At 41.3% G+C, this 21,447-nt stretch carries 26 protein-coding genes and 2 pseudogenes; 23 read left to right on the forward strand and 5 right to left on the reverse strand.

Translation table 11 applies throughout. The features are described 5' to 3' along the window. From PSF28_RS01090 to PSF28_RS01150, 13 genes and pseudogenes are all read left to right on the forward strand, one after another. Nucleotides 1-313 (forward strand): annotated as a pseudogene (locus PSF28_RS01090) (hypothetical protein); the annotation flags it as partial. Between the two features lie 2 nt (nt 314-315). Continuing rightward, the gene (locus PSF28_RS01095) at nt 316-1,800 is read left to right on the forward strand and encodes a terminase (RefSeq protein WP_272684500.1); all 1,485 of its coding nucleotides are present in this window, start codon (nt 316-318) and stop codon (nt 1,798-1,800) included. 1 nt (nt 1,801) lies between these two features. Then, nucleotides 1,802-3,178, forward strand: a complete 1,377-nt coding sequence (locus tag PSF28_RS01100; RefSeq protein ID WP_272684501.1) for a DUF4055 domain-containing protein — start codon at nt 1,802-1,804, stop codon at nt 3,176-3,178. 8 nt (nt 3,179-3,186) lie between these two features. Continuing rightward, nucleotides 3,187-4,251, forward strand: coding sequence for a minor capsid protein (locus PSF28_RS01105; RefSeq protein WP_272684502.1), 1,065 nt, complete (start codon nt 3,187-3,189; stop codon nt 4,249-4,251). A gap of 74 nt (nt 4,252-4,325) precedes the next feature. Further along, nucleotides 4,326-5,012 (forward strand): hypothetical protein, encoded by a 687-nt coding sequence (locus PSF28_RS01110; protein ID WP_262960991.1) that lies wholly within the window; start codon nt 4,326-4,328, stop codon nt 5,010-5,012. Nucleotides 5,013-5,017: 5 nt separating this feature from the next. Continuing rightward, nucleotides 5,018-5,968: a major capsid protein gene (locus PSF28_RS01115; RefSeq protein ID WP_272684503.1), complete on the forward strand. Its 951-nt coding sequence runs from the start codon at nt 5,018-5,020 to the stop codon at nt 5,966-5,968. A 40-nt stretch (nt 5,969-6,008) separates the two neighbouring features. Further along, complete coding sequence (locus PSF28_RS01120) at nt 6,009-6,386, forward strand: DUF7370 family protein (RefSeq protein WP_272684504.1); 378 nt, start codon at nt 6,009-6,011, stop codon at nt 6,384-6,386. Between the two features lies 1 nt (nt 6,387). Continuing rightward, nucleotides 6,388-6,759: a hypothetical protein gene (locus PSF28_RS01125; protein WP_272684505.1), complete on the forward strand. Its 372-nt coding sequence runs from the start codon at nt 6,388-6,390 to the stop codon at nt 6,757-6,759. Nucleotide 6,760: 1 nt separating this feature from the next. Then, complete coding sequence (locus PSF28_RS01130) at nt 6,761-7,129, forward strand: HK97 gp10 family phage protein (protein WP_272684506.1); 369 nt, start codon at nt 6,761-6,763, stop codon at nt 7,127-7,129. Then, complete coding sequence (locus PSF28_RS01135) at nt 7,126-7,497, forward strand: phage tail termination protein (protein WP_272684507.1); 372 nt, start codon at nt 7,126-7,128, stop codon at nt 7,495-7,497. The genes PSF28_RS01130 and PSF28_RS01135 overlap by 4 nt, the downstream gene beginning before the upstream one ends. A 61-nt stretch (nt 7,498-7,558) precedes the next feature. After that, a complete protein-coding gene (locus PSF28_RS01140; RefSeq protein WP_272684508.1) occupies nt 7,559-8,299 on the forward strand; it encodes an Ig-like domain-containing protein in 741 nt (246 codons plus the stop codon). A gap of 49 nt (nt 8,300-8,348) precedes the next feature. Next, on the forward strand, nt 8,349-9,035 hold the full coding sequence (locus PSF28_RS01145; protein WP_272684509.1) for a DUF6246 family protein: 687 nt from the start codon (nt 8,349-8,351) through the stop codon (nt 9,033-9,035). Nucleotides 9,036-9,037: 2 nt separating this feature from the next. After that, nucleotides 9,038-9,301: a hypothetical protein gene (locus PSF28_RS01150; protein WP_272684510.1), complete on the forward strand. Its 264-nt coding sequence runs from the start codon at nt 9,038-9,040 to the stop codon at nt 9,299-9,301. Nucleotides 9,302-9,313: 12 nt separating this feature from the next. Here PSF28_RS01150 and PSF28_RS01155 read toward each other — a convergent pair whose 3' ends face one another. Further along, nucleotides 9,314-9,559 (reverse strand): Arc family DNA-binding protein, encoded by a 246-nt coding sequence (locus PSF28_RS01155; protein ID WP_006661960.1) that lies wholly within the window; start codon nt 9,557-9,559, stop codon nt 9,314-9,316. A 325-nt stretch (nt 9,560-9,884) separates the two neighbouring features. Between PSF28_RS01155 and PSF28_RS01160 the strand changes: the two genes are divergently transcribed. Then, nucleotides 9,885-10,331, forward strand: coding sequence for a hypothetical protein (locus PSF28_RS01160; RefSeq protein WP_272684511.1), 447 nt, complete (start codon nt 9,885-9,887; stop codon nt 10,329-10,331). 3 nt (nt 10,332-10,334) lie between these two features. Then, entirely contained in the window at nt 10,335-10,772 is a 438-nt protein-coding gene (locus PSF28_RS01165) for a type II toxin-antitoxin system YafO family toxin (protein ID WP_272684512.1), read from the forward strand. Between the two features lie 44 nt (nt 10,773-10,816). Here the strand turns inward: PSF28_RS01165 and PSF28_RS23615 are convergent, their stop codons facing one another. The 3 genes from PSF28_RS23615 to PSF28_RS01180 are packed head-to-tail and all read right to left on the reverse strand — an operon-like array spanning nt 10,817 to nt 12,901. Further along, on the reverse strand, nt 10,817-11,899 hold the full coding sequence (locus PSF28_RS23615; protein WP_442958795.1) for an ORF6N domain-containing protein: 1,083 nt from the start codon (nt 11,897-11,899) through the stop codon (nt 10,817-10,819). Further along, complete coding sequence (locus PSF28_RS01175) at nt 11,896-12,753, reverse strand: phage antirepressor KilAC domain-containing protein (RefSeq protein ID WP_272684513.1); 858 nt, start codon at nt 12,751-12,753, stop codon at nt 11,896-11,898. Before PSF28_RS01175 ends, PSF28_RS23615 begins: the two co-directional genes overlap by 4 nt. Further along, complete coding sequence (locus PSF28_RS01180) at nt 12,731-12,901, reverse strand: Arc family DNA-binding protein (protein WP_187710208.1); 171 nt, start codon at nt 12,899-12,901, stop codon at nt 12,731-12,733. Before PSF28_RS01180 ends, PSF28_RS01175 begins: the two co-directional genes overlap by 23 nt. Before the next feature lie 112 nt (nt 12,902-13,013). Between PSF28_RS01180 and PSF28_RS01185 the strand changes: the two genes are divergently transcribed. The 5 genes and pseudogenes from PSF28_RS01185 (at nt 13,014) to PSF28_RS01205 (ending at nt 18,705) form a co-directional block, all read left to right on the forward strand. Continuing rightward, on the forward strand, nt 13,014-13,451 hold the full coding sequence (locus tag PSF28_RS01185; RefSeq protein WP_272684514.1) for an Arc family DNA-binding protein: 438 nt from the start codon (nt 13,014-13,016) through the stop codon (nt 13,449-13,451). 67 nt (nt 13,452-13,518) lie between these two features. Continuing rightward, a complete protein-coding gene (locus tag PSF28_RS01190) occupies nt 13,519-13,746 on the forward strand; it encodes a hypothetical protein (protein WP_272684515.1) in 228 nt (75 codons plus the stop codon). A 55-nt stretch (nt 13,747-13,801) separates the two neighbouring features. Next, a pseudogene (locus PSF28_RS01195) lies at nt 13,802-14,014 on the forward strand (DNA translocase FtsK); the annotation flags it as partial. A gap of 727 nt (nt 14,015-14,741) precedes the next feature. Further along, entirely contained in the window at nt 14,742-15,260 is a 519-nt protein-coding gene (locus PSF28_RS01200; RefSeq protein ID WP_272684516.1) for a hypothetical protein, read from the forward strand. 100 nt (nt 15,261-15,360) lie between these two features. After that, complete coding sequence (locus PSF28_RS01205) at nt 15,361-18,705, forward strand: tape measure protein (RefSeq protein WP_272684517.1); 3,345 nt, start codon at nt 15,361-15,363, stop codon at nt 18,703-18,705. Nucleotides 18,706-18,922: 217 nt separating this feature from the next. Here PSF28_RS01205 and PSF28_RS01210 read toward each other — a convergent pair whose 3' ends face one another. Next, complete coding sequence (locus PSF28_RS01210) at nt 18,923-19,453, reverse strand: hypothetical protein (protein ID WP_272684518.1); 531 nt, start codon at nt 19,451-19,453, stop codon at nt 18,923-18,925. 87 nt (nt 19,454-19,540) lie between these two features. Between PSF28_RS01210 and PSF28_RS01215 the strand changes: the two genes are divergently transcribed. The 3 genes from PSF28_RS01215 to PSF28_RS01225 are packed head-to-tail and all read left to right on the forward strand — an operon-like array spanning nt 19,541 to nt 20,882. Beyond that, a complete protein-coding gene (locus PSF28_RS01215; protein ID WP_272684519.1) occupies nt 19,541-20,026 on the forward strand; it encodes a hypothetical protein in 486 nt (161 codons plus the stop codon). After that, a complete protein-coding gene (locus tag PSF28_RS01220; RefSeq protein WP_036943373.1) occupies nt 20,023-20,490 on the forward strand; it encodes a DUF1833 family protein in 468 nt (155 codons plus the stop codon). The genes PSF28_RS01215 and PSF28_RS01220 overlap by 4 nt, the downstream gene beginning before the upstream one ends. Next, nucleotides 20,490-20,882, forward strand: coding sequence for an NlpC/P60 family protein (locus PSF28_RS01225; RefSeq protein WP_136135588.1), 393 nt, complete (start codon nt 20,490-20,492; stop codon nt 20,880-20,882). Before PSF28_RS01220 ends, PSF28_RS01225 begins: the two co-directional genes overlap by 1 nt. The last annotated feature ends 565 nt before the right edge of the window (nt 20,883-21,447 follow it).

Consider the following 21,447-nt stretch of genomic DNA (forward strand, 5'->3'; position numbering starts at 1 on the left):
TGATATTCGCAGGGCAAGAGAGCTGACCAATAACTTGTTTGATGAGCTATCGGCTGAATGTGCCGATGTGCCAGCTTTAAGAAAACTAGGCGAGTTAATGTTTAGCCCTGATGACAACGGACGCGACAAGCTAAATGAAATTTACAACTCAATCATTTCTCTCCCTGAGCGCGTTAAGTCAGTCAAAGCATTAAGCGAAACACTTAAAAATCTAGTTGGACTTGAGCGTCAAGCTTACGGGCTAGATGAAGTACAGCCGAATAAGACAGCTAGCCAGCTATCAGAACTAATGGACGACTTATCTAAGGAATAATCATGAAGCCAGAACATCTTGCACTATTGAGAGATAAGCTCTGGCGATTGAATCATCTTTACTGGATCACCAACAAAGAAGGTAGGCCAGTTCGATTTAAAATGACGCCTGAGCAGCTTGAATATTTTGAAGGGATGCACACGCGAAATATTATCTTAAAGGCTCGCCAGCTTGGTTTCACGACTGAGGTTTGCATCATCCAATTAGATGCAGCGTTATTTGAGGCGGCTAAATGTGCATTGATAGCTCACACGCTAAATGATGCTAAGCGGCTATTCAGGGAAAAGATAAAGTATGCCTACGATAAGCTACCCGATGAAATTAAAGCAGCAAATCCAGCGAGTAATGACGCGGCTGGTGAATTGGTTTTTAGCAAAGGCGGCTCACTTTATATCAGCACGTCATTTCGTGGCGGAACGCTCAGATATTTACATGTATCTGAGTTCGGTAAGATATGCGCTAAGTATCCAGAAAAGGCTCGTGAGATTGTTACTGGCGCGTTTGAAGCGGTATCAAGCGATTGTTTCACGACGATTGAAAGTACAGCGGAAGGTCGAGCGGGTTATTTCTATGATTACTGCCAGTCTGCTGAGAAAGCGCAAATTCAGAGTAAGACTCTCTCTAACCTAGATTGGAAATTCTTTTTCTTCTCGTGGTGGAAGAATCCTGAATATGCCATTGACCCTGTAGAGCAATTACCTAAGCGTTTAGTTGATTACTTCGATGAGATAGCTAGCAAACACGGCGTTCATCTCAACGAGCGCCAGAAAGCATGGTACTACGCCAAAGAGAAAACACTTGGCGACGACATGAAGCGGGAATACCCGTCAATACCGTCTGAAGCATTTCAGCAATCAGTGGAAGGTGCTTATTACGCCAAACAATTCCGCTTTCTGTACGAAAACAAACGTATTGGCGCACTCCCTGATAACTCACACTTACCTGTGCATACCTACTGGGATATTGGTGTGGGTGATTCAACATCAATCTGGTTTATTCGTGAGGTTGGTGAGGAATTTCACGTTATCGACCATTACTCAAACAGTGGTGAAGGTCTGCGGCACTATATGAAAGTGCTGAAAGATAAAGGCTACACATACGAGAGTCACAATGGACCCCACGATATTGAGAATAGGGAATTTGGCTCTGATGCTAAATCACGGAAAGAATTAGCCCGTGAAGGGTATGAAATTGACGGGCAGGTTTATTCAATTCGATTTAATGTCGTGCCGAGAGTGTCTATTGATGAGGGTATTGAGGCTGTACGTGAAATTCTCCCTTGCTGTGCTTTTGATGAGCATAAATGCAGCGAGGGAATCGCACACCTTGAAGCCTATCGTAAAGAGTGGGATGACAAAAAGGGATGCTGGAAAGATAAGCCGCTTCATGACTATACATCACATGATGCTGATGGATTCCGTTACTTTGCTGTAAGTAGACGGAACGTTAAACGACTAACCGAGAAACTAGAATTCAACTGGAACTAATATGAATACAAACGTTGATTATAAACATCCAGCGTACAGCGAGTTTTTGCCTGAGTGGGACATGATCGGCGATTGTGTTGATGGCGAACGAGTTGTAAAAAGTAAAAAAGAAAAATACTTACCACATCCAGCGGATAAAAAAGAAGCCGATGACAAAGATAACTCACGTTACAAGAGTTATCTGGCGAGAGCTTCATTCCTTAATGCTACGGGTAGAACGTTAAGTGGCCTACTCGGTATAGCATTTGGCAAGCCAGTAAAGATTAGCGTAAGCGGAGGCGTTGAATATTTAGAAACTGACATCGATGGTCAAGGCCAGCCATTAACGCAAATGATAAGAGATGCTTTATCGCAAAACTTACAGCGTGGACGTGCAGGATTATTAAGCGACTTTAGCGGTTCAGGTATTCAATCTGAAGCTAATAAAGGCCGCCCATACATTCGATTGTTTACAGCAAAAGAAATCATTAACTGGCGAGTGACTAACGGAAAAACATCACTCGTTGTTCTTCAATATCAAGAGCCTGTTGATACCGAAGATTTTGAGCTGAAAATGCAGAATAATTGGATTGAATTACGGCTTATTGATGATGTGGCTCATTCACGCCGTTGGTATGAAGATGGCGATATAAAAGTAACAGACTGGATTGTACTGAGTGATGCTTCTGGGGGTCCCTTGAGTGAATTACCGTGGTCATGGATTGGTTCTATGAACAATGACCATACCCCTGACGCCCCACCGCTTGCTGATATAGCTTACTTAAATATCAAACATTACCAAGCCGAAGCAGATATTGCAGAGTCAGCTCACACGGTTGGTCAGCCAATGATTGCTTTAACTGGTCTAGATAATACTTGGGTGCAAGATCACCTAAAAGATGGTTTTAATGTAGGTTCACGTAAAGGTGTATTACTTCCTGTCGGTGGTGATATGAAGTACGCCCAGCCAGAAGATAGGAATATCCAAATCACACTAGCAGAGCGCAGAGAGAAGCAAATGGCAATGTTAGGGGCTAAGTTGGTTGAGCGCGGTACATCGGCTAGAACAGCCACACAGGCTCAGGATGAGGCGCAAACAGATAACTCTGTGCTTTCCTTGTGTGCAGGTAATGTGGAGCAGGCATTTAACCGAGCGCTTGGATTCTGCATTCAATTTGCAGGAAGTGGGGAGGCGACTATTGAGCTAAATAAAGTTTACGACATTGCTCAATTAGATTCTCAAGCAATTACAGCCTTACTTGCTGCTTTACAGTCTGGTGCTATGCGAATGATTGATTTTGTGAAGTACCTGCAAAGCATCAATATCATCCCGCAAGATGAAAAAGCTGAGGATGTTATCGAAGAGATAGAATTATCGCGAGCTAACTCAATGATGTAGAGGTGAATATGCAATCACAATTGATGTTAGATAACTCAATGATGATCCAAATTCTCCTAGAGCGATTAAAAGCTGGCATTGTTGATAGTGAGGAAATGCAAAGAGAGTTAAGGGCGGCTGTTGCTAAAGCATTAGCTAACTTCTCAGGCCAGATAACATCGAGGTCAAAACTAAACGCCATCATTACTGAGTTAAAGCGAGAGTTATCACCAGCTCTTACCAACTATTCTGAATATTTACTGCAATCGGTTATCGATATTGGTGTCGAGTCAAGTCAGCTTGAAGTTGATAGCTTATCGCAAATAGTGACAAATGAAGTAAGCAAGCCTAGTGCTGATAAAGTTGAGAAATCTATCTTAAATGTACCACTGATATTAACGGCTTGGGGAGGCTCACTGTTCCTCAAGAAGTTTATATCCTCTTGGGTAAATAGTTCAGTTCAACAAGTAGAGAATCAGGCCGTTTTGGCTATGGCTGCACAAAGTAATGTTCAAACTCTACAGGCGACTATTAACGGGGCTGCAATTGATAGGTCTCAGGTTACAACATCAACAATATCTCGCATCACTTATAACTACCAAACAATTGCAAATACTGCTATTCAGCATGCACATACTTGCGCGGCTCAGGAGTTTTATAAGGAGAATGACGACTTAATCAAAGAGGAAGAGTTTAGCGCCATACTGGACAATAAAACCTCATCTACGTGCAGGGCTTTATCTGGTAATAGATATCCGGTTGGTGTTGGTCCAATGCCGCCATTGCATCCTAACTGCCGAAGTCAGCGATTACCAATTCTTAATGATAGTTTTGCGGATTTGATAATCACTAGGCCAGTTGGCAGGTCTGAATGGGGGGAAGAAAATTATTATGAGTGGTTAACTCGCCAGCCTGCAAAGCGCCAAGATTTAATACTTGGGCCAACGAGAGGAAAGCTATTTCGTGATGGTGGCTTATCTCCAGAGCGATTTGCGCAATTACAGTTACACAAAAACTTTAAACCAATGACGCTCAAAGATATGCAAAAGCTTGCACCTGAAGCATTTGAGCGAGCCGGAATTGAATTGAAATAACACAGACCCGCCACTGAGCGGGTTTTTTATTATCTGCGGTCAGAGGCCGCGCCATCTAAACCAGAGGTTTGACGATGTTTAAATATTTATTATCGAAAGAAGAATTTGACGCATTAGCCGATGAGCAAAAGGCTTTTTACAAAGAGTCTAGCGGTAATTACCAGCTTCAAATTGAAGGCATGCCTGATATTCCAGATGTGTCAGGGCTTCAGAAGAAGGTTGATGAGTTGCTTTCTGAGAAAAAATCAGAGCAAGAGAAACGCCGACAAGCTGAAGAAGCTGCAAAGAAGGCAGCGGAAGAACAGGCTCGTAAAAATGGTGACATCGAATCATTAGAAAAAAGTTGGGCTGAAAAGTTAAAAGCGCGTGAAAGCGAGCTATTAGCACAATTACAGGAAAAAGACACAAGTCTACACACGCTTTTGGTTGATAACGTTGCACAGACATTGGCCACAAAATTGGCTGGTGATGCTGCTCCGTTAATCATGCCACACATTAAATCTCGCTTATCAGTAGAAGAAGGAAAAACGCGAGTCGTTGATTCGGCTGGTCATCCGTCTGCATTCACTATTGATGATCTAGAAAAAGAGTTTCGTAGTAACCAATTATTTGCTCCAGTCATTATCGGTAGCAAAGCCACCGGAACTGGAGGTGAAGGCGGTAAAGGGAAGTCACCAGCCGGAGGCAGTGATAAACCCAAAAGCGCTAATCCATTAGTTGATAGCGCACGTGAAATCATTGCTAATATCCAAGAGGATTAATTTATATGTCTTTATACATTTTTCAAAAACAAGTATCACTGGCAGCTACCGAGCTAGTCGCTCAGGCAGTCCGTCAGTTTAATGAGGCATCTGGCGGTGCTTTGGTTCTCGGTGATGGTGACCATATTGGTGACTATATTGAGCAAACATCATGGCAATTACTTGGCGGACTGGCTCAACGCCGTAACGCTTACGGTTCAGGTAATTTGACTCCGCAAGAGTTAGGTCAAATTCTTGACCGTATGATTAAAGTCGATGGACGTATTGGTCCAGTATCTGTTACTCCAACCATGATGAAGCGCTTAGGTAAAGATGTTACCGAGGCGTCTGCTGTAGTGGCTGCACAATCAGCTGAGGCAATGCTTCAAGATTACTTAAATACGGCTGGTGCGGCATTGAAAGCAGCTATCTCTGGTAATACGAATGCAATCACTGTTGGCGGTGATACACCATCATTGCGTGGATTAAACAAGGCCACTCGCCCGTTTGGTGATGCATATTCACGTATTGTTGCTTGGCTGATGGATGGTGCGACGTTCAATGACTTTATGGACGAAACACTCACCAACGCTAACAACCTGTTCCAGATTGGTAATGTTGCGATCAAGCAGGATAATTTAGGTCGTCGATTCGTTATCTCTGATATTCCTGCTTTATCTGATGCAGACAAACAGCATTCATTAGGTCTGGTTACTGGTGCTGCTGCTATTCAAACATCACCGCTTATCATGAAGGCTCAAGATGTATTAGGCCAAGAGAATATCAAGGCGTTAATGCAAGGCGAGTATGACTTTACGATTGGTCTGCGCGGCTATCAGTGGGGCAAAGATAGCATTAAGTCACCTACCAATGCGCAAATCGCAACAGTTGCGAACTGGAAACAAATCGCTACTGACATCAAAGACACTGCCGGTGTAATGGTTACATTCGGTAAAGAGTCGGGGACTGGAGAGTAAACAACAGTAGGGGCTTAGGCCCCTCACTTCAGGTGATTTCATGGCTGCAAAAATAAAACTTGAGCAAGTTCAAGAGTTGCTTGATTCAATGGGATTTGAGGCTCCTGACTTCATCATAGAGCCATTCATGACGATAGTTAATGGCATCGATAAATGTCTAGATGGCGCGGGGTATTCAAAGGAAACAGTGACGCTAATCAAGCTATATGCTGTCGCGTTGATGCTGTCATCCGCTGATGTGAGAAAAACAACATCAGAACACGCACCGTCTGGCGCGTCTCGCTCCTATCAGTACTTTGATGATGGTAGAAAGAAGCTTGCTAACCTCTTATCAAGTTTAGATACGGCTGGTTGCACTGACGCCCTTCCCATAAGCAAGCCGTTATCAATAGTGCAATTCGACGTGTTCAGGGGTTGATATGGCTAAAATGTCACGCTGGTCATATAAGAGCGTCGCTACTGTTTATCCTGTAAGCATGGGAGGAAAATGGGGCGATGAAATAATCTTCGGCGCTCCATATCTCATTGATTGTAACTGGGTAGCGACGAACGAGAAAGCGATGGACTCAAACGGTGGTGAGTTTATTTCTCGCTTAGTATTCAACACTGAATCATTCAGCCAAGGTAAGCCTGTAAGGTTGCCAGAGGTTGGTGATTACATTACTCAGGGCGACACTCGCTCAATTCTAGACCCGAGGAAAGTTGAAGGTAATAGCTCAAAAATTAAAGCTGTTGATGGCTTTGACACTCGAATGTTTAGGCAAGACCCTGATTACAAAATAAGGACTTGATATGGCAACGAGAGTTAGAGGTATTAATGAAGCTCGGGCTGCCTTATCTAGGATAGTTGGTGATATTACAGCCAATAAAGCGACAAGGGCTATGCACAGGGCGCTAGATATTGGAGGTAGGCAAGCAGCCATCTACACGCCAATCGATACAAAGACATTAATCAACTCAAACTATAGGTCGGTTAGGGTTAACGGAACGATATTGACTGGGCGTGTTGGTTATAGCGCTAGTTATGCTGTTTATGTTCATGACCCTAGAGTTGTGCAAAAGTTTAAGCGCCCAACAGCCAAGAAGCTTTTCCTTGATTCTGGTTTTGAAGAAACAAGAGAAATGATTGACGCTGCGATAATGGAGGAAATGAGATTGTGATTATTGATGATTTCCTTGACTACTTGGAGCGCGGAAATGTGACAGGTGATTTTGACTTCATTCAGCCGTACCTATGGAACGAGAAACCAAATTCAAAGGCGGGGCGATACTTAGTTGTACAAGCGTCAGACGGTAGTGGTCGATTTGGTGAATTGTCTGCTGATGATTATATCGATGTGTTAGTTATATCGGCTCAGGATGATGTGCCTTGGGCTGCAAAGAAAGCGGAATCAATACTCCAGTATGTCACCAATAACCCAAGCGATTGTAGTTTAAACTCAGTATTTAACATGGGTGGATTACCTAACCCTATACCAACATCAGATAACAGGGCCATATTCAGACTCTCATTCCGCTGCTTATCATAAACAAACAAATCTCAAACTAGGTCGCCAATGTGCGGCCTTTTTTATTTATAAGAGAGGCAACATGCAAGGTTGTACTACTAGCTCAGACATCATGACTGGGCGATTGAAAACTGTCGAGTTGGCATATGGTTGTCCTGACCAGCTCCCGACTGACGAAGAGTTAAAACTAAATGGCCTGCCAACATCGGTAACGTGGGATTTAGCGCCCGAAACGCTGGTTTCTGATGCTGATAATGGCGGTATTTCTTCCACTATGATTTCAAACCTTGACCCGACTTACTCGATTGAAGGTGAGGTACGTCTTCATGACCGTTCTGATGAGTTTGGTATTCAGCAATTTATTAAATACGTTGTTGATGAGATTAAGGCTCGTCGTCAGCCTACAGTGTGGATGCGTTTGCACTGGGGTGATTACTATCACATTGGCTACATGAACGTTACTGGGCTAAGTGACGGTGGCGGGGTGAAAGAAATTGTAACTTACAGCTTAGAGTTAAAACTGGCTGATGGTACTACTTTCCAAGTTATCGAAGATGACAACGCCATCCCTGTGACGAATGTTGCGGTGTCGCCTAAAACTGCATCCGTTGAATTAGGTAAGACAACGCAGTTATCGGCAACAGTGACGCCTAGCAACGCAACTAATAAAGCGATTGTGTGGAAAAGCTCTGATGCAGGTAAGGCAACTGTTACACCAAATGGCCTAGTTACTGGTATCGCTGCTGGCAAAGTTACCATCACGGCGACAACCGCTGATGGCGGCTTGACTGATACGTCAGAAGTAACCGTAACGGCTCCTTAATATTACAAAGGGTACTTACGAGTGCCCTTGATAATACTAGGAGTATCTTATGACACCGAAAATAGAATATGGCGAGTTCGCTGTTCAAACACCTAATAACGAGTACATTTTTAGCCCGTCATTTAATGCAATGACGAATATCGGTAGCCCATCAGAAATAGTTGACACCTTCACGGTTTTATCTGGCTCTGTAGTTAGTGAGGCCATTTCATTATTGGCGGCATATTCGCTTAACGGCGGTTCAAATAGCAATTGGCTTTTGAAATATTTGAAAAAAAGTACATCTCGCAAATTGTTATCATCAGCAATGATAGTGATGCAAGCCTGTTGTAATAAGGACTGCGACGAATTAATAGGTCAGTGGCGTGCGGGTAAAAACGGCACAGCATACCGTATGGGTAAAATGCCAATATCTGACATTATCGTGCTAGCTAGAGAGTTGATGATCCATGGCGTAATTGGCAAGGTGAAAATCAGGAAGCTGCAACGCAATGAAAGTGATAAAGAGTTCACTGATTCATTTAATGCTGTCGAATATATCAATGCCTCCCGCGTCCACTTTGAAATGAACCGTGATGAAGCCGAGAAACTCACAATGTCAGAGTTTTTGATGATGCTTAAAGCTAAGTATCCAGAGGAAAAAGGCTTCACCAAAGAAGAATATGACACTGCTGTTGATGATTATTTCGAGCGTAAAAAACGTCGAATTGCACAAGCTAAAGCGAGTAAGGGGTAATTATGTATTTACAATTAATCTATAAAGATAATTCTGCCCGTGGTAAATACGGAGCAAAAGAGGAATTTATTAAAATTAATCGAGCTATACATAGCGATGGGTTTGAATATGGCTTAGAAAATGAAAAATCAATTGGTGAATGTATTTTAGTTGAGCGAATTATGGAAGATGGAAAAATAAGTGAGGATTTCATGGCGCTTGATGAGCATGTGATTTTTAGGGTTTTAACTGAGTCTGGCGCCATTTTGAAAGAATATAAAAAATAACGCCAAGAGACTCTACTTCTTAATCCCTAATTTTTCCTTAACGACTTCCATCTCTCGTTCAAGCTGGAATATGCGCTCAGCCGCATCGGAGATCGTTAAAACCTCAACATGAGAATTACGCAGTATCCAATATTCGATAGCTGCGACCATTTCCTGATTGGCTGACCGATTATTAAATTCAGCTAACTCTTGAATTCTATCTTTTAAATCAGTCGGTAATCTGAGGTTAACCTGCGGATGCTTATATTTTCTTTCCATGCCACCTATCCTCAAAAACTCTCATTCTAGATAGGTGTTTTTTAGGTATCAATGCGTACCAAGTAGGTATCATTGTATATGTATACAGTGTTTTTTTAGTCATCTATCAATCGTTAAGCATCGCTATCGATCGCTAAATTCTCACAACTGGGGTTGTTAAGTTAGCTTAAAAACTCTAATATACTCCAAGGTATATTTAGCAATTTGATAAGGCATGAAAATGAATCCTTTACTAAAACATTGTTTTGCGATTTTAGCGAGTGGAGTGCTCAGCATTCCTTCGTATTCGCTAGCTGACGCATGTAATGATAAGGAGCCACATGTCATGAAAAGAAATGTGATTGATAATGTTATAGAGCTTAAGTCTGAGTATGCAGAAAGAAATCAGATAGTTAATAAGCTAGCTGATGAAATAAACGCGTACTACTTTAATCTGCTAGAGATGGACGATTATCAAGCTCATGGCGTTATGCTTCAAAATGGGCTTGTTGAAAACAAAGCTTGCGAAGCTGCTTTAAGAGGATTTGAAAATGTTCTTAAAGTAATGGTTAAGCAAGACGACTTGTCCGATGAAGAAAAAACGGAAATGAAATCATACTTGCGAACAGTTGCTAAGGCTAGACATGCAATAGCTCGTTTAAATGATCTTTCTCGTCAGTTATTCACTATCCCTAAGACATTCGAAAGTGATATTGACTTTAATGCTTTAAGGGAATTGGCTGATCACACAACTAAGAAAATAATTTCAGGTGACTATTCCTTTACTGGCTAATTCATGGACGAAATAGAAGTAACTATAAACGAGCAAACAAGAAATCATTTTTTTGGCGACTTATTCCAAAAACATTTAGATCTCGAAGCTAAGCTACTCAAAGACTTTAAAAAGTATAAGTCAGATGAGGGGATTCCTAGTTATTTCGGAAGAGATGTTTCATACGTTAAGCCATATTCAGCTGAAAAAGCTTGTTTGATGCATATTCATTTAAAAATACCGCCAGATAAATTTCCAGATGATAGGGTTCAATATTATAGAACTCACAAAAAAGGAAATTCTGAAAAAGATATCTGCTTGGTGTATGTGCAGGGGCTTATTGAAGATCACCGATACTCAATTATAGCCATACTACATCCTGATGCTCACCTGAAAGCACAAGACTATAAGTTCATGGATGAGTTGGCGCAAATAGCCCAAAAATTTAGAGATGAAAACTAACCCACTCCGGTGGGTTTTTTGTTGCCCGTCCTTGGGCTGGGTGGTTAGGCTAACAGCTTGCCTGATTTAGTTCCTTGCAAGCTCATGAGGTTAGCGTAAATAGCGCCGTTCATTTCAGCCAGTCTGCGTGTAACTTCGTATTCTAAGTTAGGGTTAAGTTTCTCAATCGCAGGTGCTAGCGTGGTTCTCCATTCTTCTCTAATCGCTTTAAGGTGATTAAAGGCCACGTTAGTATTTGACAGTAGCGTCTTTGTATCTTTCCTGCTGGCAATATCAAGCTGCATGATTGTAGCTCTCAGGTGATTGCGTAATGCTCTTAGCTGAATTTGAGCAGCCGATACATCAACACCTGCTGATTGCAATTTATTTAATAAAACACCTACAGGGTTCGGATATTCAGGCGCAGTTTTCAGCATGCAGCGAGGATAAGCATCTGCATGAGATAGCGCTTCATTCTTGCTAATGTTTTCTTCTTCAAACAGCCAATCGAAATCATCGAAGAACGACATAGGCATAGCTAGGTTTTCTAATCCAATTTGAGGCAACTGCTGTTTGGGAATATATTCACCTTCAAGCGCATCAAGAAATGAAATGGCTTGCGGTATCTGTTCAGGTAAAAGCTCGTTGATGTGCTCAACACCGAACTCTTTGTGAACATACTTCCAGATATCAGGGTAAATATTACCGACACCAGTAGCAATTAAACGCTCGGCTGTTTGACGTAGCGGAGTAAGCTCTTTTGCTGTTGATTGACGAATGCTTATTTTTTGTTGAGCATCTTCTTTCTTAGCAAAATAGAAATCTTCCAGCGCCTCGAATACATCCCATGCGTTATCGGTGTCTAGCATTTTGGCATGACGTGCGGCTCCGCGTTCAGTCCAGAGGATAAGGCTTCTAACCTTGGCTGATATTTGTAACTGACTCATTGTCAGTCGCAAATTATTGAGGGTATCACCGACAATCTTGAAGTAATGCTTACCCTCGATAAAGCGTTTTTTATTACGTTTAAAATTTTGCTGAATGTTGTTAATTTCAGTTTCATAAACGTTAGCTAAAAGTTCGGTAGTTATTACGCGAAACCCGTTATGTTGAACAGGTGGTAAATTTTGAACAGTTAATGTGCTCATGCCATTACCTCCATGCTTAACAGTTTTGCTAATTTAGATAAACCTTTGGCAGTAACACGAACTTGTGATACTTGCTTATCTTCACCTGTTGAGCTTTTTACTACTGTAACTTTATGCTCAAGCAGACCTTGCTGGATTTTATCTTGGTAAGCAATCCAAGCAGTGCCAAGGCGACGATAAATCCATTTGCTATGACTCATTAAATCAAATAGTGACTTAGGCTTAACTTGCAATTGTTTAGCGGCATCAGTAACACACAGTGAGCCTTCTGCTTTAGCAATGCGGGTTAGCGCATCAACATCAGGTTTCATTTCTTCGACTTGGTGCTCAAGTTCTTTATTCTCTAACTGAAGACGTTCTTTTTCTTCTTCAGCCTGAATAACTAATAATGCCAACTCTTTTGCGCTAGGTAATGTAGGTGTGTTGTTTCGGTTTGCTGACTCAAGTTCAAATAAGCGATCAATAACAGCCGTTCTGCGCTTGATATCGTAGCCAGTAATTAAAATTTCAGTATAGCGACGAGAAATGTGATATTCCCATGAATTGTGGTTGTCGATATCATACTGAATGCATTTAACATGCTGATTAGTAAGGTAAACCAAATCTGGATTACGGGTGTAGTCTGAATCTTTTCCGCCAAGTAAGGCAACTAAGATGGTGCGAATGTCGCGGCAGACATGTGCGTGATTCTTTCCTGTTAGCTTGGCAATCTCACGGCTAGACATGGTGACAACTTGGTTAGTAGTTGTTAAAGTATTCATGACGTTATTTCCTATGGTTGGTGTGACGTTAATAGAAGCTCCGAAGGCTGCAACCGACGGGGCTTCGTCCTTATACTGCTGCGTTACTATCATTTTTTTCATCTCCTTGTAGTGATTGTACTAATCGCTGAATAATCGCGGCATTTATTGACAGTCCTTCTTTATCTGCTTTTGATTTGATCGCCATTTTAATGTTATCAGGCATTCTTAAAGGGAATACACTTGGCTTTGCTTCTTTCATTTTTATCTCTCCGTTAGCATCAAAATGATGTTATGACATCAATATAACATCATTGAGCGTGCTGTCAATATGATGTTATTCTCTTTTTCAAATTAATTTTGAGAATGAGTTTATGAGCGAGCAAGACGGAAAAGAATTTATTGAAAGATTCACCGTTCGAATGCCAATGGGTATGCGAGAGCGCATAGCTGATCGGGCTGAGAAAAATGGTAGGTCAATGAACTCTGAAATTGTTCAGATACTTCAAGATATTCTTGATGGTAGAGTTCAATATGACCTGCCTGATGGTGTAAGAGATTCAGGCATAAGCGGAACAGTTGATATTCTTAGTGCGAACAAAGAGCTTTTGCATGAGCAGGCAAGTAACTATCAAAAGCAAATTGCTGAGCAAAGATTAATGCTAGAGCAGCTAGAGCAAATGAAGATAATTGCACTAGAGCAGAAACAGCTACAAGAAGAAATAAATAAATACAAAGACACTTTTGATTTGCAAAAAGAATTGATAGAGCAAAATAAAAAACTTATTGAAGAAATCACTAAGAATAAATAACGATTTACTCCCAATTGCGGAATTTTACATTTTTCATTAAGTGAAATTAACAGAATGTGAGGGAAGTATGGCAACTAAAATAAGCAACCTAACAATTGATGTTTCAGAAATGAAAGACAGCATAAGTGCTTTAAAAACAGATGTAGCGGTTATTAAATCAAACTACGCCAAAAAAGAAGATGTAGTTTCGTCAGCTAATAAAATAATTCTATGGGTGGCTGGCGTTGTTATTTTCTCTCAGGTCGTTCCCGCTATGCCTAAAATCATAGAGGCTATTGGTAAGCTTGTTGGTTGAGCGGTTAATTTGCTCCCAATTGCGGCACTAAGAAACTAGACTGATAAAAAACTGAGGTGAGGGTGGGATGGCTGATGATGTGAATGATGATCTTGACCCATTGTTAAATGAAGCAATTGATTTTGTCATTACTAATCAGAGGGTTTCTATTTCAGGCGTGCAGCGACAATTCAGAATTGGATACAACCGCGCTGCTCAAATAGTTGAACAAATGGAAGGGTTTTGCATTGTTTCTGAGCCGCTCAAGGATGGGAATAGAGAGGTTTTAGTCAGCGAGATTGGCGAAGTAAAGTTTGATAGACAAAGCCAAAGGAAAGAGCAGGAAGTTAATACTGGCTACAAAAATTTAGTTAAGCAAGTTGGCGGTAAAGTAATCGTCTATCAAGATGCTTATAATTATGGGTTTACGGGTAAGCCGAAATTAATAACTGACACTCATCATGATATATCCAAATATGCTGGGCTTGAGTTAGGTGAGCCACTGGCTGAGAGCTTAGCTAGAGTTTACTTGTCATTGGAATGGCGCAGGGAAACAGTGATTGAATTCTACTTGGATGAAGAAAATACTGTTTTACACCTACAGATTGATTTTCCTGAAATTCAAGACACGCCAGTGTCAGATGGCGATGGCATCAAATCAGCGGATAAGTACTATTATGATTATTGTCGCCATGTTCACTCAATTGTTGTAAGAGTTATGTCAGTGTCTTTTTTAAGTTGCCCTAAAATAAACAAAGTGATCATTGCTGGATATTCTCAATTGTTCAATCACGATACAGGCGATGACGAAAGTAATTATCTGATAAATATTAATGTAACCCGTGATGAGTTCGAAAAGCTAAACCATGAGGCAATAGCCCATGCAGACCCGATATTGTACTTGTCAGGTTTACACGCGATCACAAATATAGATAAGAACTATAAAATGAATGTCATTGATTTGAGATGGTGATTTTACAGATTGGCTAAATTGAAAAGAAATATAAGGTATGAAAATGAAAAAAGCATTGATGGTTGGCGTGGTGGTTGCTTTGCTGGCTGGGTGTGGTGAACAGTCCGCATCAGAAAAGGTCATGGCATTTATAAAGACTGAAAATGTAGATTTACTATCTAAATCGTCTATAGCCAAATGCACCCCAGCAGGTATAAAAAAGATTCATTTTATAGATAAGAATGATTTACCAACAACTAACGATTACTATAAGTTAAGTAAATTTTTATATGATAAATCAAAATATAGTGTCATTTCTGAGGAATCGATAGGTGATGCAACAAAAGTAAAAGTTAAATGGACTTATCCAAAAGCCATTGATGACGCAGATTTTTTTCTTGGTGCAGAAAATCCAGCAATTAGCGAAAGAAGCAAGAAAGATTTAGATAATTTAAATGATCTATACTTAAGCGGTGATTTGGATAATTTAGAATATGAAGAGTTTATCAAGGAGTGGGTAGTCCTACCTGATGGAATAGACCCTCAGTTATCAAAAGGGCAGATGGAAATTTGCTCCAGCTAATTGAATATTTACATATAAACCCTGCTAACTGGCGGGGTTTTTTATTTTAGCTAAAGGCTCATACATTTGTATGGGCTTTCTTTTTTTAAAGAGGTTAGATATGGCTGAAAGTCAAAGTGTTGGCGGAATTCATTATGATGTAGCTATGGATGTTAGACCGCTTTTAGTTGGTGAAAGACAAGTTGGAACAAGCCTAAACCGTATGGAAACAGGGTTTAATAAGGCTTCTAAATCAATTGATAGTGCTGAAAAAGCCATGTTGTCACTATCAAATGTTGCGAAGTCATTAACTGCTTATTTATCAGTTTCCGCTGTGGCTGGGTATGCTGATGCTTGGACTGATTTAAGCAATAAATTAGCTAACTCTATACGACAAAATGAGAGGCTTGTAGACGTAACTGAGCGAGTCTTTGATATTTCCCAAAGAACAAGGTCAAGTTTAAATGGTACGGCAACGTTATATGCAAGATTAGAGCGCGGAACGAGGGAATATAACACATCGGCAGCAGACCTAGCAAAACTAACAACTATTATAAATCAGGGGTTTGTTGTATCAGGGGCTACAGCTCAAGAGGCTGAAAATGCCATTATTCAGTTATCTCAAGGTATTGCTTCAGGAGTTCTTAGAGGTGAGGAATTTAACTCTGTAGCTGAACAAGGAAGCCGTTTAATGGTTGCTTTGGCTGATTCTTTAGGTGTTGGAATTGGCGAACTAAGAAAGATGGCAGCAGAAGGAAAGTTAACAACCGATGTTGTGGTTAATGGATTGCTTTCACAAGGCAACTCAATAGGGAAGGAATTTGCAAATACTACAGCTACTATGTCGCAGTCAATTCAAGCTGCTGGTAACAATCTGACTAAGTTTTTTGGGGAATCCACCACTGTTCAAGCAGGGGTGAAGGTATTCAACTCCGCAATCATAACGTTATCTGAAAATATTGACGTAATTAGCACGGCTGTCACTGCACTTGGCGCGGTTTTCGGTGGTCGGTTGGTTGCGTCAATTCTACTTTCATCTAAAGCTAAAATAGAAGCGGCTATTTCAGCTAGAAACCTTGCTATAGCAGACGCACAGGCAACGCAATCAGCGTATCAGGAGTCAATTGCTAGAGTAAGATCGGCGGAGACGGCAAAAATTAATGCCCTTGCAGAATTAGATCTTGCAAGAAGATTAAATTTAAGTGCCTTCTCTGCCAATGATGCAGCTATCGCAACCGCAAGGCTTACCGCAGCTAGGTCGGTGGCTGCAGTAGCAACTAGTAATTATAACAAAGCCACAGCAGCAAGCGTGCTAAGCCAGAATGCAGCAGCACAAGCAGCTACTAGAGCTAGTAAAGCTACAAGTCTATTTAGCTCGGGAATGGCTTTACTAGGAGGGCCAATTGGAGCGGTCGCTTTGGCTGCTGGCGCTATATACCTATGGGGGCAAAGAGCTAAAGAAGCTAGAGAGGCAGCAAACAGCCTAGCAGACGAAGTAGGTAATCTGACTTCAAAATTCGATAGTATGAGTCGAATTCAAATAACAGAGGAAATAAAAAAAGCCAAAGATGCGATTCCAGAGTTAGAAGATGCTTTAGAGGATGCTAGAGCCGCATATAAACGAGTTAGTGAATCTGTTGAATACAATACTAAGGTTTCAAATGATTATGGGACAAGCACCAGAAAGGGAAGAAAAGCCACAGAAGATTTGACTGTAAACCTAGAGCAGCAAGCTGATGCACTTGAAGCCGTTAAAGCAGCAGAGGATAGATTATCTAAAACTTTAAACTTTACAATTATGGCAAGGGCTAAATTAAATGGAGAGCTATTAACAGGTGCAGATTTATTAACCCATGAGGCAACAAGCGCGATTCCTAACGCAGCAAACGCATGGAAAGCATATGGGCTTGATATTGATAGAGCAACTAAGAGCAAACAGAAGTTTAATGCAGAAAGCTTAAAATTAAACTTTGGTGGTGAGAAAGGGGAAAACTTAAAAAAACAAATTGAAAGAAACCTTGAACTATCAACATTGGATGGTGAGGCAAAGGTTAGGCTTCAAGTTAAATTTGCCGCTGAAGATGCAGGAATTACTGATAGAGGAGCAATAAGAAAACTTCAGGATGATGAAGCGGCAAGATGGAAGAATGATGAAGCGAGAAGAAATTCAATAAAAACCAGCAATGATGCAGCTACCGCAGCGGCTAAAGAAGCCACAGAAGCCGAGAAATTGCAGAAGAAAATTGCTGATCTTGCTGATACAACAAAAGTCGCAGCGTTAGAAGCTAAAGGATTATACAGAGACGCAGCCATTGAAGAAGCCAAGTTAAAACTAGGTAAAAAAGCCACAGAACCACAAATTAAAGAAATAACAGAGCTTGCAGCCAAGGAGTTTGACCTTAAACAGGCAATTAAGGATAGGGAAGATGTCTACAAACAAAATACTGGACTGCAAGCAACAAGAGATCAGAAGTTAGCATTAGAGCAACTAGATAGGCAGCTTAAAGCCAACCTAGTCACAGAGGAACAATATCAGAAACGTCGAGCTGAAATAAATGCGGAATACTCTAAGAAGATTGCAGAGGAAAACGCCAAATCAGTCATAACACCTACGCAAGAAATGGCAGGTCAGATAGACCCTGTTCAGCAATTAGCCAATGAGAACGCTCAAAAACTCGCTTTAATCCAAGAGTATGTTAATCAAAAAGTTCTTACTGAAGAGCAAGGATTGGCATTAATGAATGCTGCTAATAGAGAATATGAGCAGTCTAGATTTGATGCAATGTGGGGGCTTTGGAAAGGGCAGAATGATTTAAACAACCTCATGGGAACCGCGATAGATTCATTGAGCAGCGGAACAGCAACGGCGGTTTCGGCTATGTTATCTGGAACGCAATCGGCTGGTGACGCTATGCGTAACTTGGCTAACACAGCCTTGAACGCGATGATACAGCAATTAATGCAAATGGCAGTTCAGGCATTAATTACCAGAACAATACTAGGTACTTTTATGGGCGGACTGGGTGCTATTCCTAATATAGCCAGCGTAGCAAGCAGTGTTACATCCTCGTCTAGTATTGGTGGTATGGGTATGCCTACTGATTTTAGAAGCTATGGTGGAGGTCGTTACAATGGCGGATCAGTAAACCCAAATAGTTACTATCGTTTTGGTGAGGGCGGTAAGCCAGAGATTTTACAGACAAGTTCTGGGAAAAACTATCTCTTGCCTGGTGAAGGTGGGAAAGTAATTCCTAATAAAGACTTACAAGGAGGCGGTAGCCTTCCTCCGATTATCAATGTTTATCAACAAGCCTCTGGTGCAACAGTTGATGTGAGTACAGAGAAAGGACTCAATGCTCAAGATGTTATTAATATAGTCGTTCGCAACATTATGGAAGGACGCGAAATAAGCGGAGCTGTATCAACACATCATAATGCACCAAGAAAAGCAGTTGGTTCACTTTAAACAATTAAGGGGTAACACATGAGCAACAATGACAAAGAAATATTCAAAGAAACAAAGAGTTATTTCCTACCTCCATCTAGCAGCATGAAAGCATTCTCAATAGTAAACATTCATAGCGGGTTATTTATTTCGACGGATTCACAAAAAGAGTTTCTAATTTATTTCGGTAAGAATATGGGGTACGGGCGCTTTTCATTGGTGCGCCCTGAAACAGATTTTACGCCGAATGGAGGGCTGTTTGAATTAGCTGAAATACATCAGGAACGCGAGAAATTCCCGCATCTAGAAGTTTTAGAACTAGGTGTCTTATGGACTCTGCCGGAAGCTTTGAGAGCTCACGAATCAATTTCTGCTTATGCTCGTGGGGTTGGCTTGAAGCCATGATTATGCTCTTTAATGCCTCAATAGAGTCATCATGAAATTTTATTGTAGTGACATTCAATATTGCAGCTAGCCCGCCATCACACCGTAAATAATTAATCCCGTCGCGAGTAATAACTGTCATCCATGGCCTGACAACCACTGAATGATCTGAGTTGGCTCGTTTAAAACTGTCTATTGAAATTAAACCACTTTCAACGAGATAGACAAGGCTTGATAAAAATTCACGGTAACTATCAAAGATATTAATTGCTTCTTGGTATTCGTCATCATCCATACCATCAGGATGTAGCTTATATAAAAAGTGCAATAGTTTGTTTTGGTTTTCTCTTTCGGTTGGGTCGAATTCGATTTGAAAGTCACTCATAAAACACCCTTGTTTGATTAATGTATAACCAGAATATCTTATGCGTGTGGATATTCTATCCTGATAAAAGATCAGTGATGAGAGTCTATGGAAATAATCGACTACCCTGAATGGTTCCCGTTACCACAAAAAGCGGATAAGAACATGACGTTTGATACTGGGTTTCGAACGGACCAACCTCAAGTTGGAGCGCCGATATTCCAGAAACTTACGGATGACATAAAGACAACGTGGAATGTGAGGTGGATTTTCACATTGGATGAGGAACGTGCTTTTCAGCAATGGTTGAGAAGCCCTAACTATCTGGATAACTGCAATAAGTGGTTCAGGATGCTAGTAAACCTTGGCGGCTCAGGACTACAGCCACAAGTACTGCACTTCATTAATGGTTACCCTGTACAAACATCGATTAATGGCAACGTAGTAACTTGGACTGGCACAGTTATCTGCCGCAAACTGTTTAATGAAGATGACGAGTTTGGCGATTTAATCGTTGAGATACCGCCAAGGGATTGGGGATTGCTCGATATCGTCGTCACCGAGCGATTACCACGATGTAAGGGGGGAGAATGAAGTTAAGAGAGTACAGAGCGCAACGACCAATGCGTACATTCTACGAAACTATCCAGTTCTACCACCCATCATTCGGAAACATTCATTTAGTCAGTTTGCAGATAGAGCCTAAAGTGCTTGGTGGTGTTGAGTATCAGCCGTGTAACTTTGAGCTTGCAGAGAGTCAGCAGAGTAAAACGCCGATTATCGATGCTTCGGTTAAGTTTAGCCGAGTCGCACAGGACTTTAAACAGCAACTCAAGTTATGGCGGTCAAATACTCGAATGAAGCCAATTATCGCAACATTCAGACTATTTGATTCAGCCGATAAAGATAACCCGATAAGCGAGTGGTCGCTGTACGTGAAAGACTGCTCACTTGATGCCGAGTCGGTCACTGTCACGCTGTCGATGAATAACCCGCTGAATAAGAACGTTGGCAGAATATACACAATGGAAGAATTCACAGGCTTGGAGACTGTTTAATGACGAGGAATGAATTCATAAACAAGATGATAGGCAAGCCATGGAAGAATCGTGCGTGTACGTTTGAAGCGTGTGATTGCTGGGGCCTTGTCGTGTTGTATTTTAGGTACGTACTAGGTACGGAAATCCATCATGACGCTGGCTACGAATCGGACCATGATTTTGTAACTTGCTATGAGAATGAAGTCGAATTCTGGCAACGTACCGAGCATCCAGTAGATGACGGTATATTTATTGGTTATCGCGGCTCTCAGCCAGCGCACATCGGGTTAATTATCGATGGTAATGCATTTCATAGCAGGGGCGAGAATGGCGCTGTAAGAATGGATAGGCTCATTGTGCTTGAGAAGAAATTCACGAAATTGGAGTTTATGAAATATGCCGATAGTTGAAATTCAGCGAATAGCTGGAACACCTAAAGAGAGAGTCGATTTAACAGTCGGCTCTTTTTTTTATAGCGATTTTCTAGTGCATCGAAAGGATTTATCAAGGGATGTACTGGTGACAGTGAACGGTGTAGAGCTTGGCCTAGATGACGAGTTAGATTTCGAGATAGCACCAGCTCACTTTATTCAAGTATTCGACCAGCCGAAGGGCGTTATCGGCGATATCCTGAATCCAGTGTTTAATCTTGTCACGAAAGTGTTCTCGTTTCTTGCGCCGAAAACGCCGTCATTTTCTGCTGCTGAGTCGAATGTTAAAGATAGCCCGAATAACCGACTCACAGGGCAAACAAACGTTGCTCGAGCATACCAAGCAAGACCAGAAATTCACGGGCAAGTGAGGGCATTCCCTGACTTAATTCAGCAGTCTATGTTTGAGTATAACAACAACCTCAAGACAGTAACCGAGTGGCTGAACATCGGCATAGGCGAATATAAAACTGAAAGTATCCGATTTGCCGAATCTGATTTCACGGCGATGGCAGGTGCTAGCTACAAGATATACAAGCCAAGA

The sequence above is a fragment of the Providencia sp. PROV130 genome, from assembly GCF_028482225.1.
Taxonomy (GTDB): Bacteria; Pseudomonadota; Gammaproteobacteria; order Enterobacterales; family Enterobacteriaceae; genus Providencia; species Providencia rettgeri.

Excerpts from the sequence above, each read along its gene's own strand:
- PSF28_RS01120 (WP_272684504.1), top strand. The coding sequence starts at position 6,009 with ATGGCTGCAAAAATAAAACTTGAGCAAGTTCAAGAGTTGCTTGATTCA.
- PSF28_RS01180 (WP_187710208.1), bottom strand. The coding sequence starts at position 12,901 with ATGAAAGAAGCAAAGCCAAGTGTATTCCCTTTAAGAATGCCTGATAAC.
- PSF28_RS01150 (WP_272684510.1), top strand. The coding sequence starts at position 9,038 with ATGTATTTACAATTAATCTATAAAGATAATTCTGCCCGTGGTAAATAC.
- PSF28_RS01205 (WP_272684517.1), top strand. The coding sequence starts at position 15,361 with ATGGCTGAAAGTCAAAGTGTTGGCGGAATTCATTATGATGTAGCTATG.
- PSF28_RS01190 (WP_272684515.1), top strand. The coding sequence starts at position 13,519 with ATGGCAACTAAAATAAGCAACCTAACAATTGATGTTTCAGAAATGAAA.
- PSF28_RS01200 (WP_272684516.1), top strand. The coding sequence starts at position 14,742 with ATGAAAAAAGCATTGATGGTTGGCGTGGTGGTTGCTTTGCTGGCTGGG.
- PSF28_RS01215 (WP_272684519.1), top strand. The coding sequence starts at position 19,541 with ATGGAAATAATCGACTACCCTGAATGGTTCCCGTTACCACAAAAAGCG.
- PSF28_RS01140 (WP_272684508.1), top strand. The coding sequence starts at position 7,559 with ATGCAAGGTTGTACTACTAGCTCAGACATCATGACTGGGCGATTGAAA.
- PSF28_RS01100 (WP_272684501.1), top strand. The coding sequence starts at position 1,802 with ATGAATACAAACGTTGATTATAAACATCCAGCGTACAGCGAGTTTTTG.
- PSF28_RS01160 (WP_272684511.1), top strand. The coding sequence starts at position 9,885 with ATGAAAAGAAATGTGATTGATAATGTTATAGAGCTTAAGTCTGAGTAT.
- PSF28_RS23615 (WP_442958795.1), bottom strand. The coding sequence starts at position 11,899 with ATGAGCACATTAACTGTTCAAAATTTACCACCTGTTCAACATAACGGG.
- PSF28_RS01220 (WP_036943373.1), top strand. The coding sequence starts at position 20,023 with ATGAAGTTAAGAGAGTACAGAGCGCAACGACCAATGCGTACATTCTAC.
- PSF28_RS01175 (WP_272684513.1), bottom strand. The coding sequence starts at position 12,753 with ATGATAGTAACGCAGCAGTATAAGGACGAAGCCCCGTCGGTTGCAGCC.
- PSF28_RS01110 (WP_262960991.1), top strand. The coding sequence starts at position 4,326 with ATGTTTAAATATTTATTATCGAAAGAAGAATTTGACGCATTAGCCGAT.
- PSF28_RS01105 (WP_272684502.1), top strand. The coding sequence starts at position 3,187 with ATGCAATCACAATTGATGTTAGATAACTCAATGATGATCCAAATTCTC.
- PSF28_RS01095 (WP_272684500.1), top strand. The coding sequence starts at position 316 with ATGAAGCCAGAACATCTTGCACTATTGAGAGATAAGCTCTGGCGATTG.
- PSF28_RS01185 (WP_272684514.1), top strand. The coding sequence starts at position 13,014 with ATGAGCGAGCAAGACGGAAAAGAATTTATTGAAAGATTCACCGTTCGA.
- PSF28_RS01125 (WP_272684505.1), top strand. The coding sequence starts at position 6,388 with ATGGCTAAAATGTCACGCTGGTCATATAAGAGCGTCGCTACTGTTTAT.
- PSF28_RS01130 (WP_272684506.1), top strand. The coding sequence starts at position 6,761 with ATGGCAACGAGAGTTAGAGGTATTAATGAAGCTCGGGCTGCCTTATCT.
- PSF28_RS01165 (WP_272684512.1), top strand. The coding sequence starts at position 10,335 with ATGGACGAAATAGAAGTAACTATAAACGAGCAAACAAGAAATCATTTT.
- PSF28_RS01155 (WP_006661960.1), bottom strand. The coding sequence starts at position 9,559 with ATGGAAAGAAAATATAAGCATCCGCAGGTTAACCTCAGATTACCGACT.
- PSF28_RS01145 (WP_272684509.1), top strand. The coding sequence starts at position 8,349 with ATGACACCGAAAATAGAATATGGCGAGTTCGCTGTTCAAACACCTAAT.
- PSF28_RS01210 (WP_272684518.1), bottom strand. The coding sequence starts at position 19,453 with ATGAGTGACTTTCAAATCGAATTCGACCCAACCGAAAGAGAAAACCAA.
- PSF28_RS01115 (WP_272684503.1), top strand. The coding sequence starts at position 5,018 with ATGTCTTTATACATTTTTCAAAAACAAGTATCACTGGCAGCTACCGAG.
- PSF28_RS01225 (WP_136135588.1), top strand. The coding sequence starts at position 20,490 with ATGACGAGGAATGAATTCATAAACAAGATGATAGGCAAGCCATGGAAG.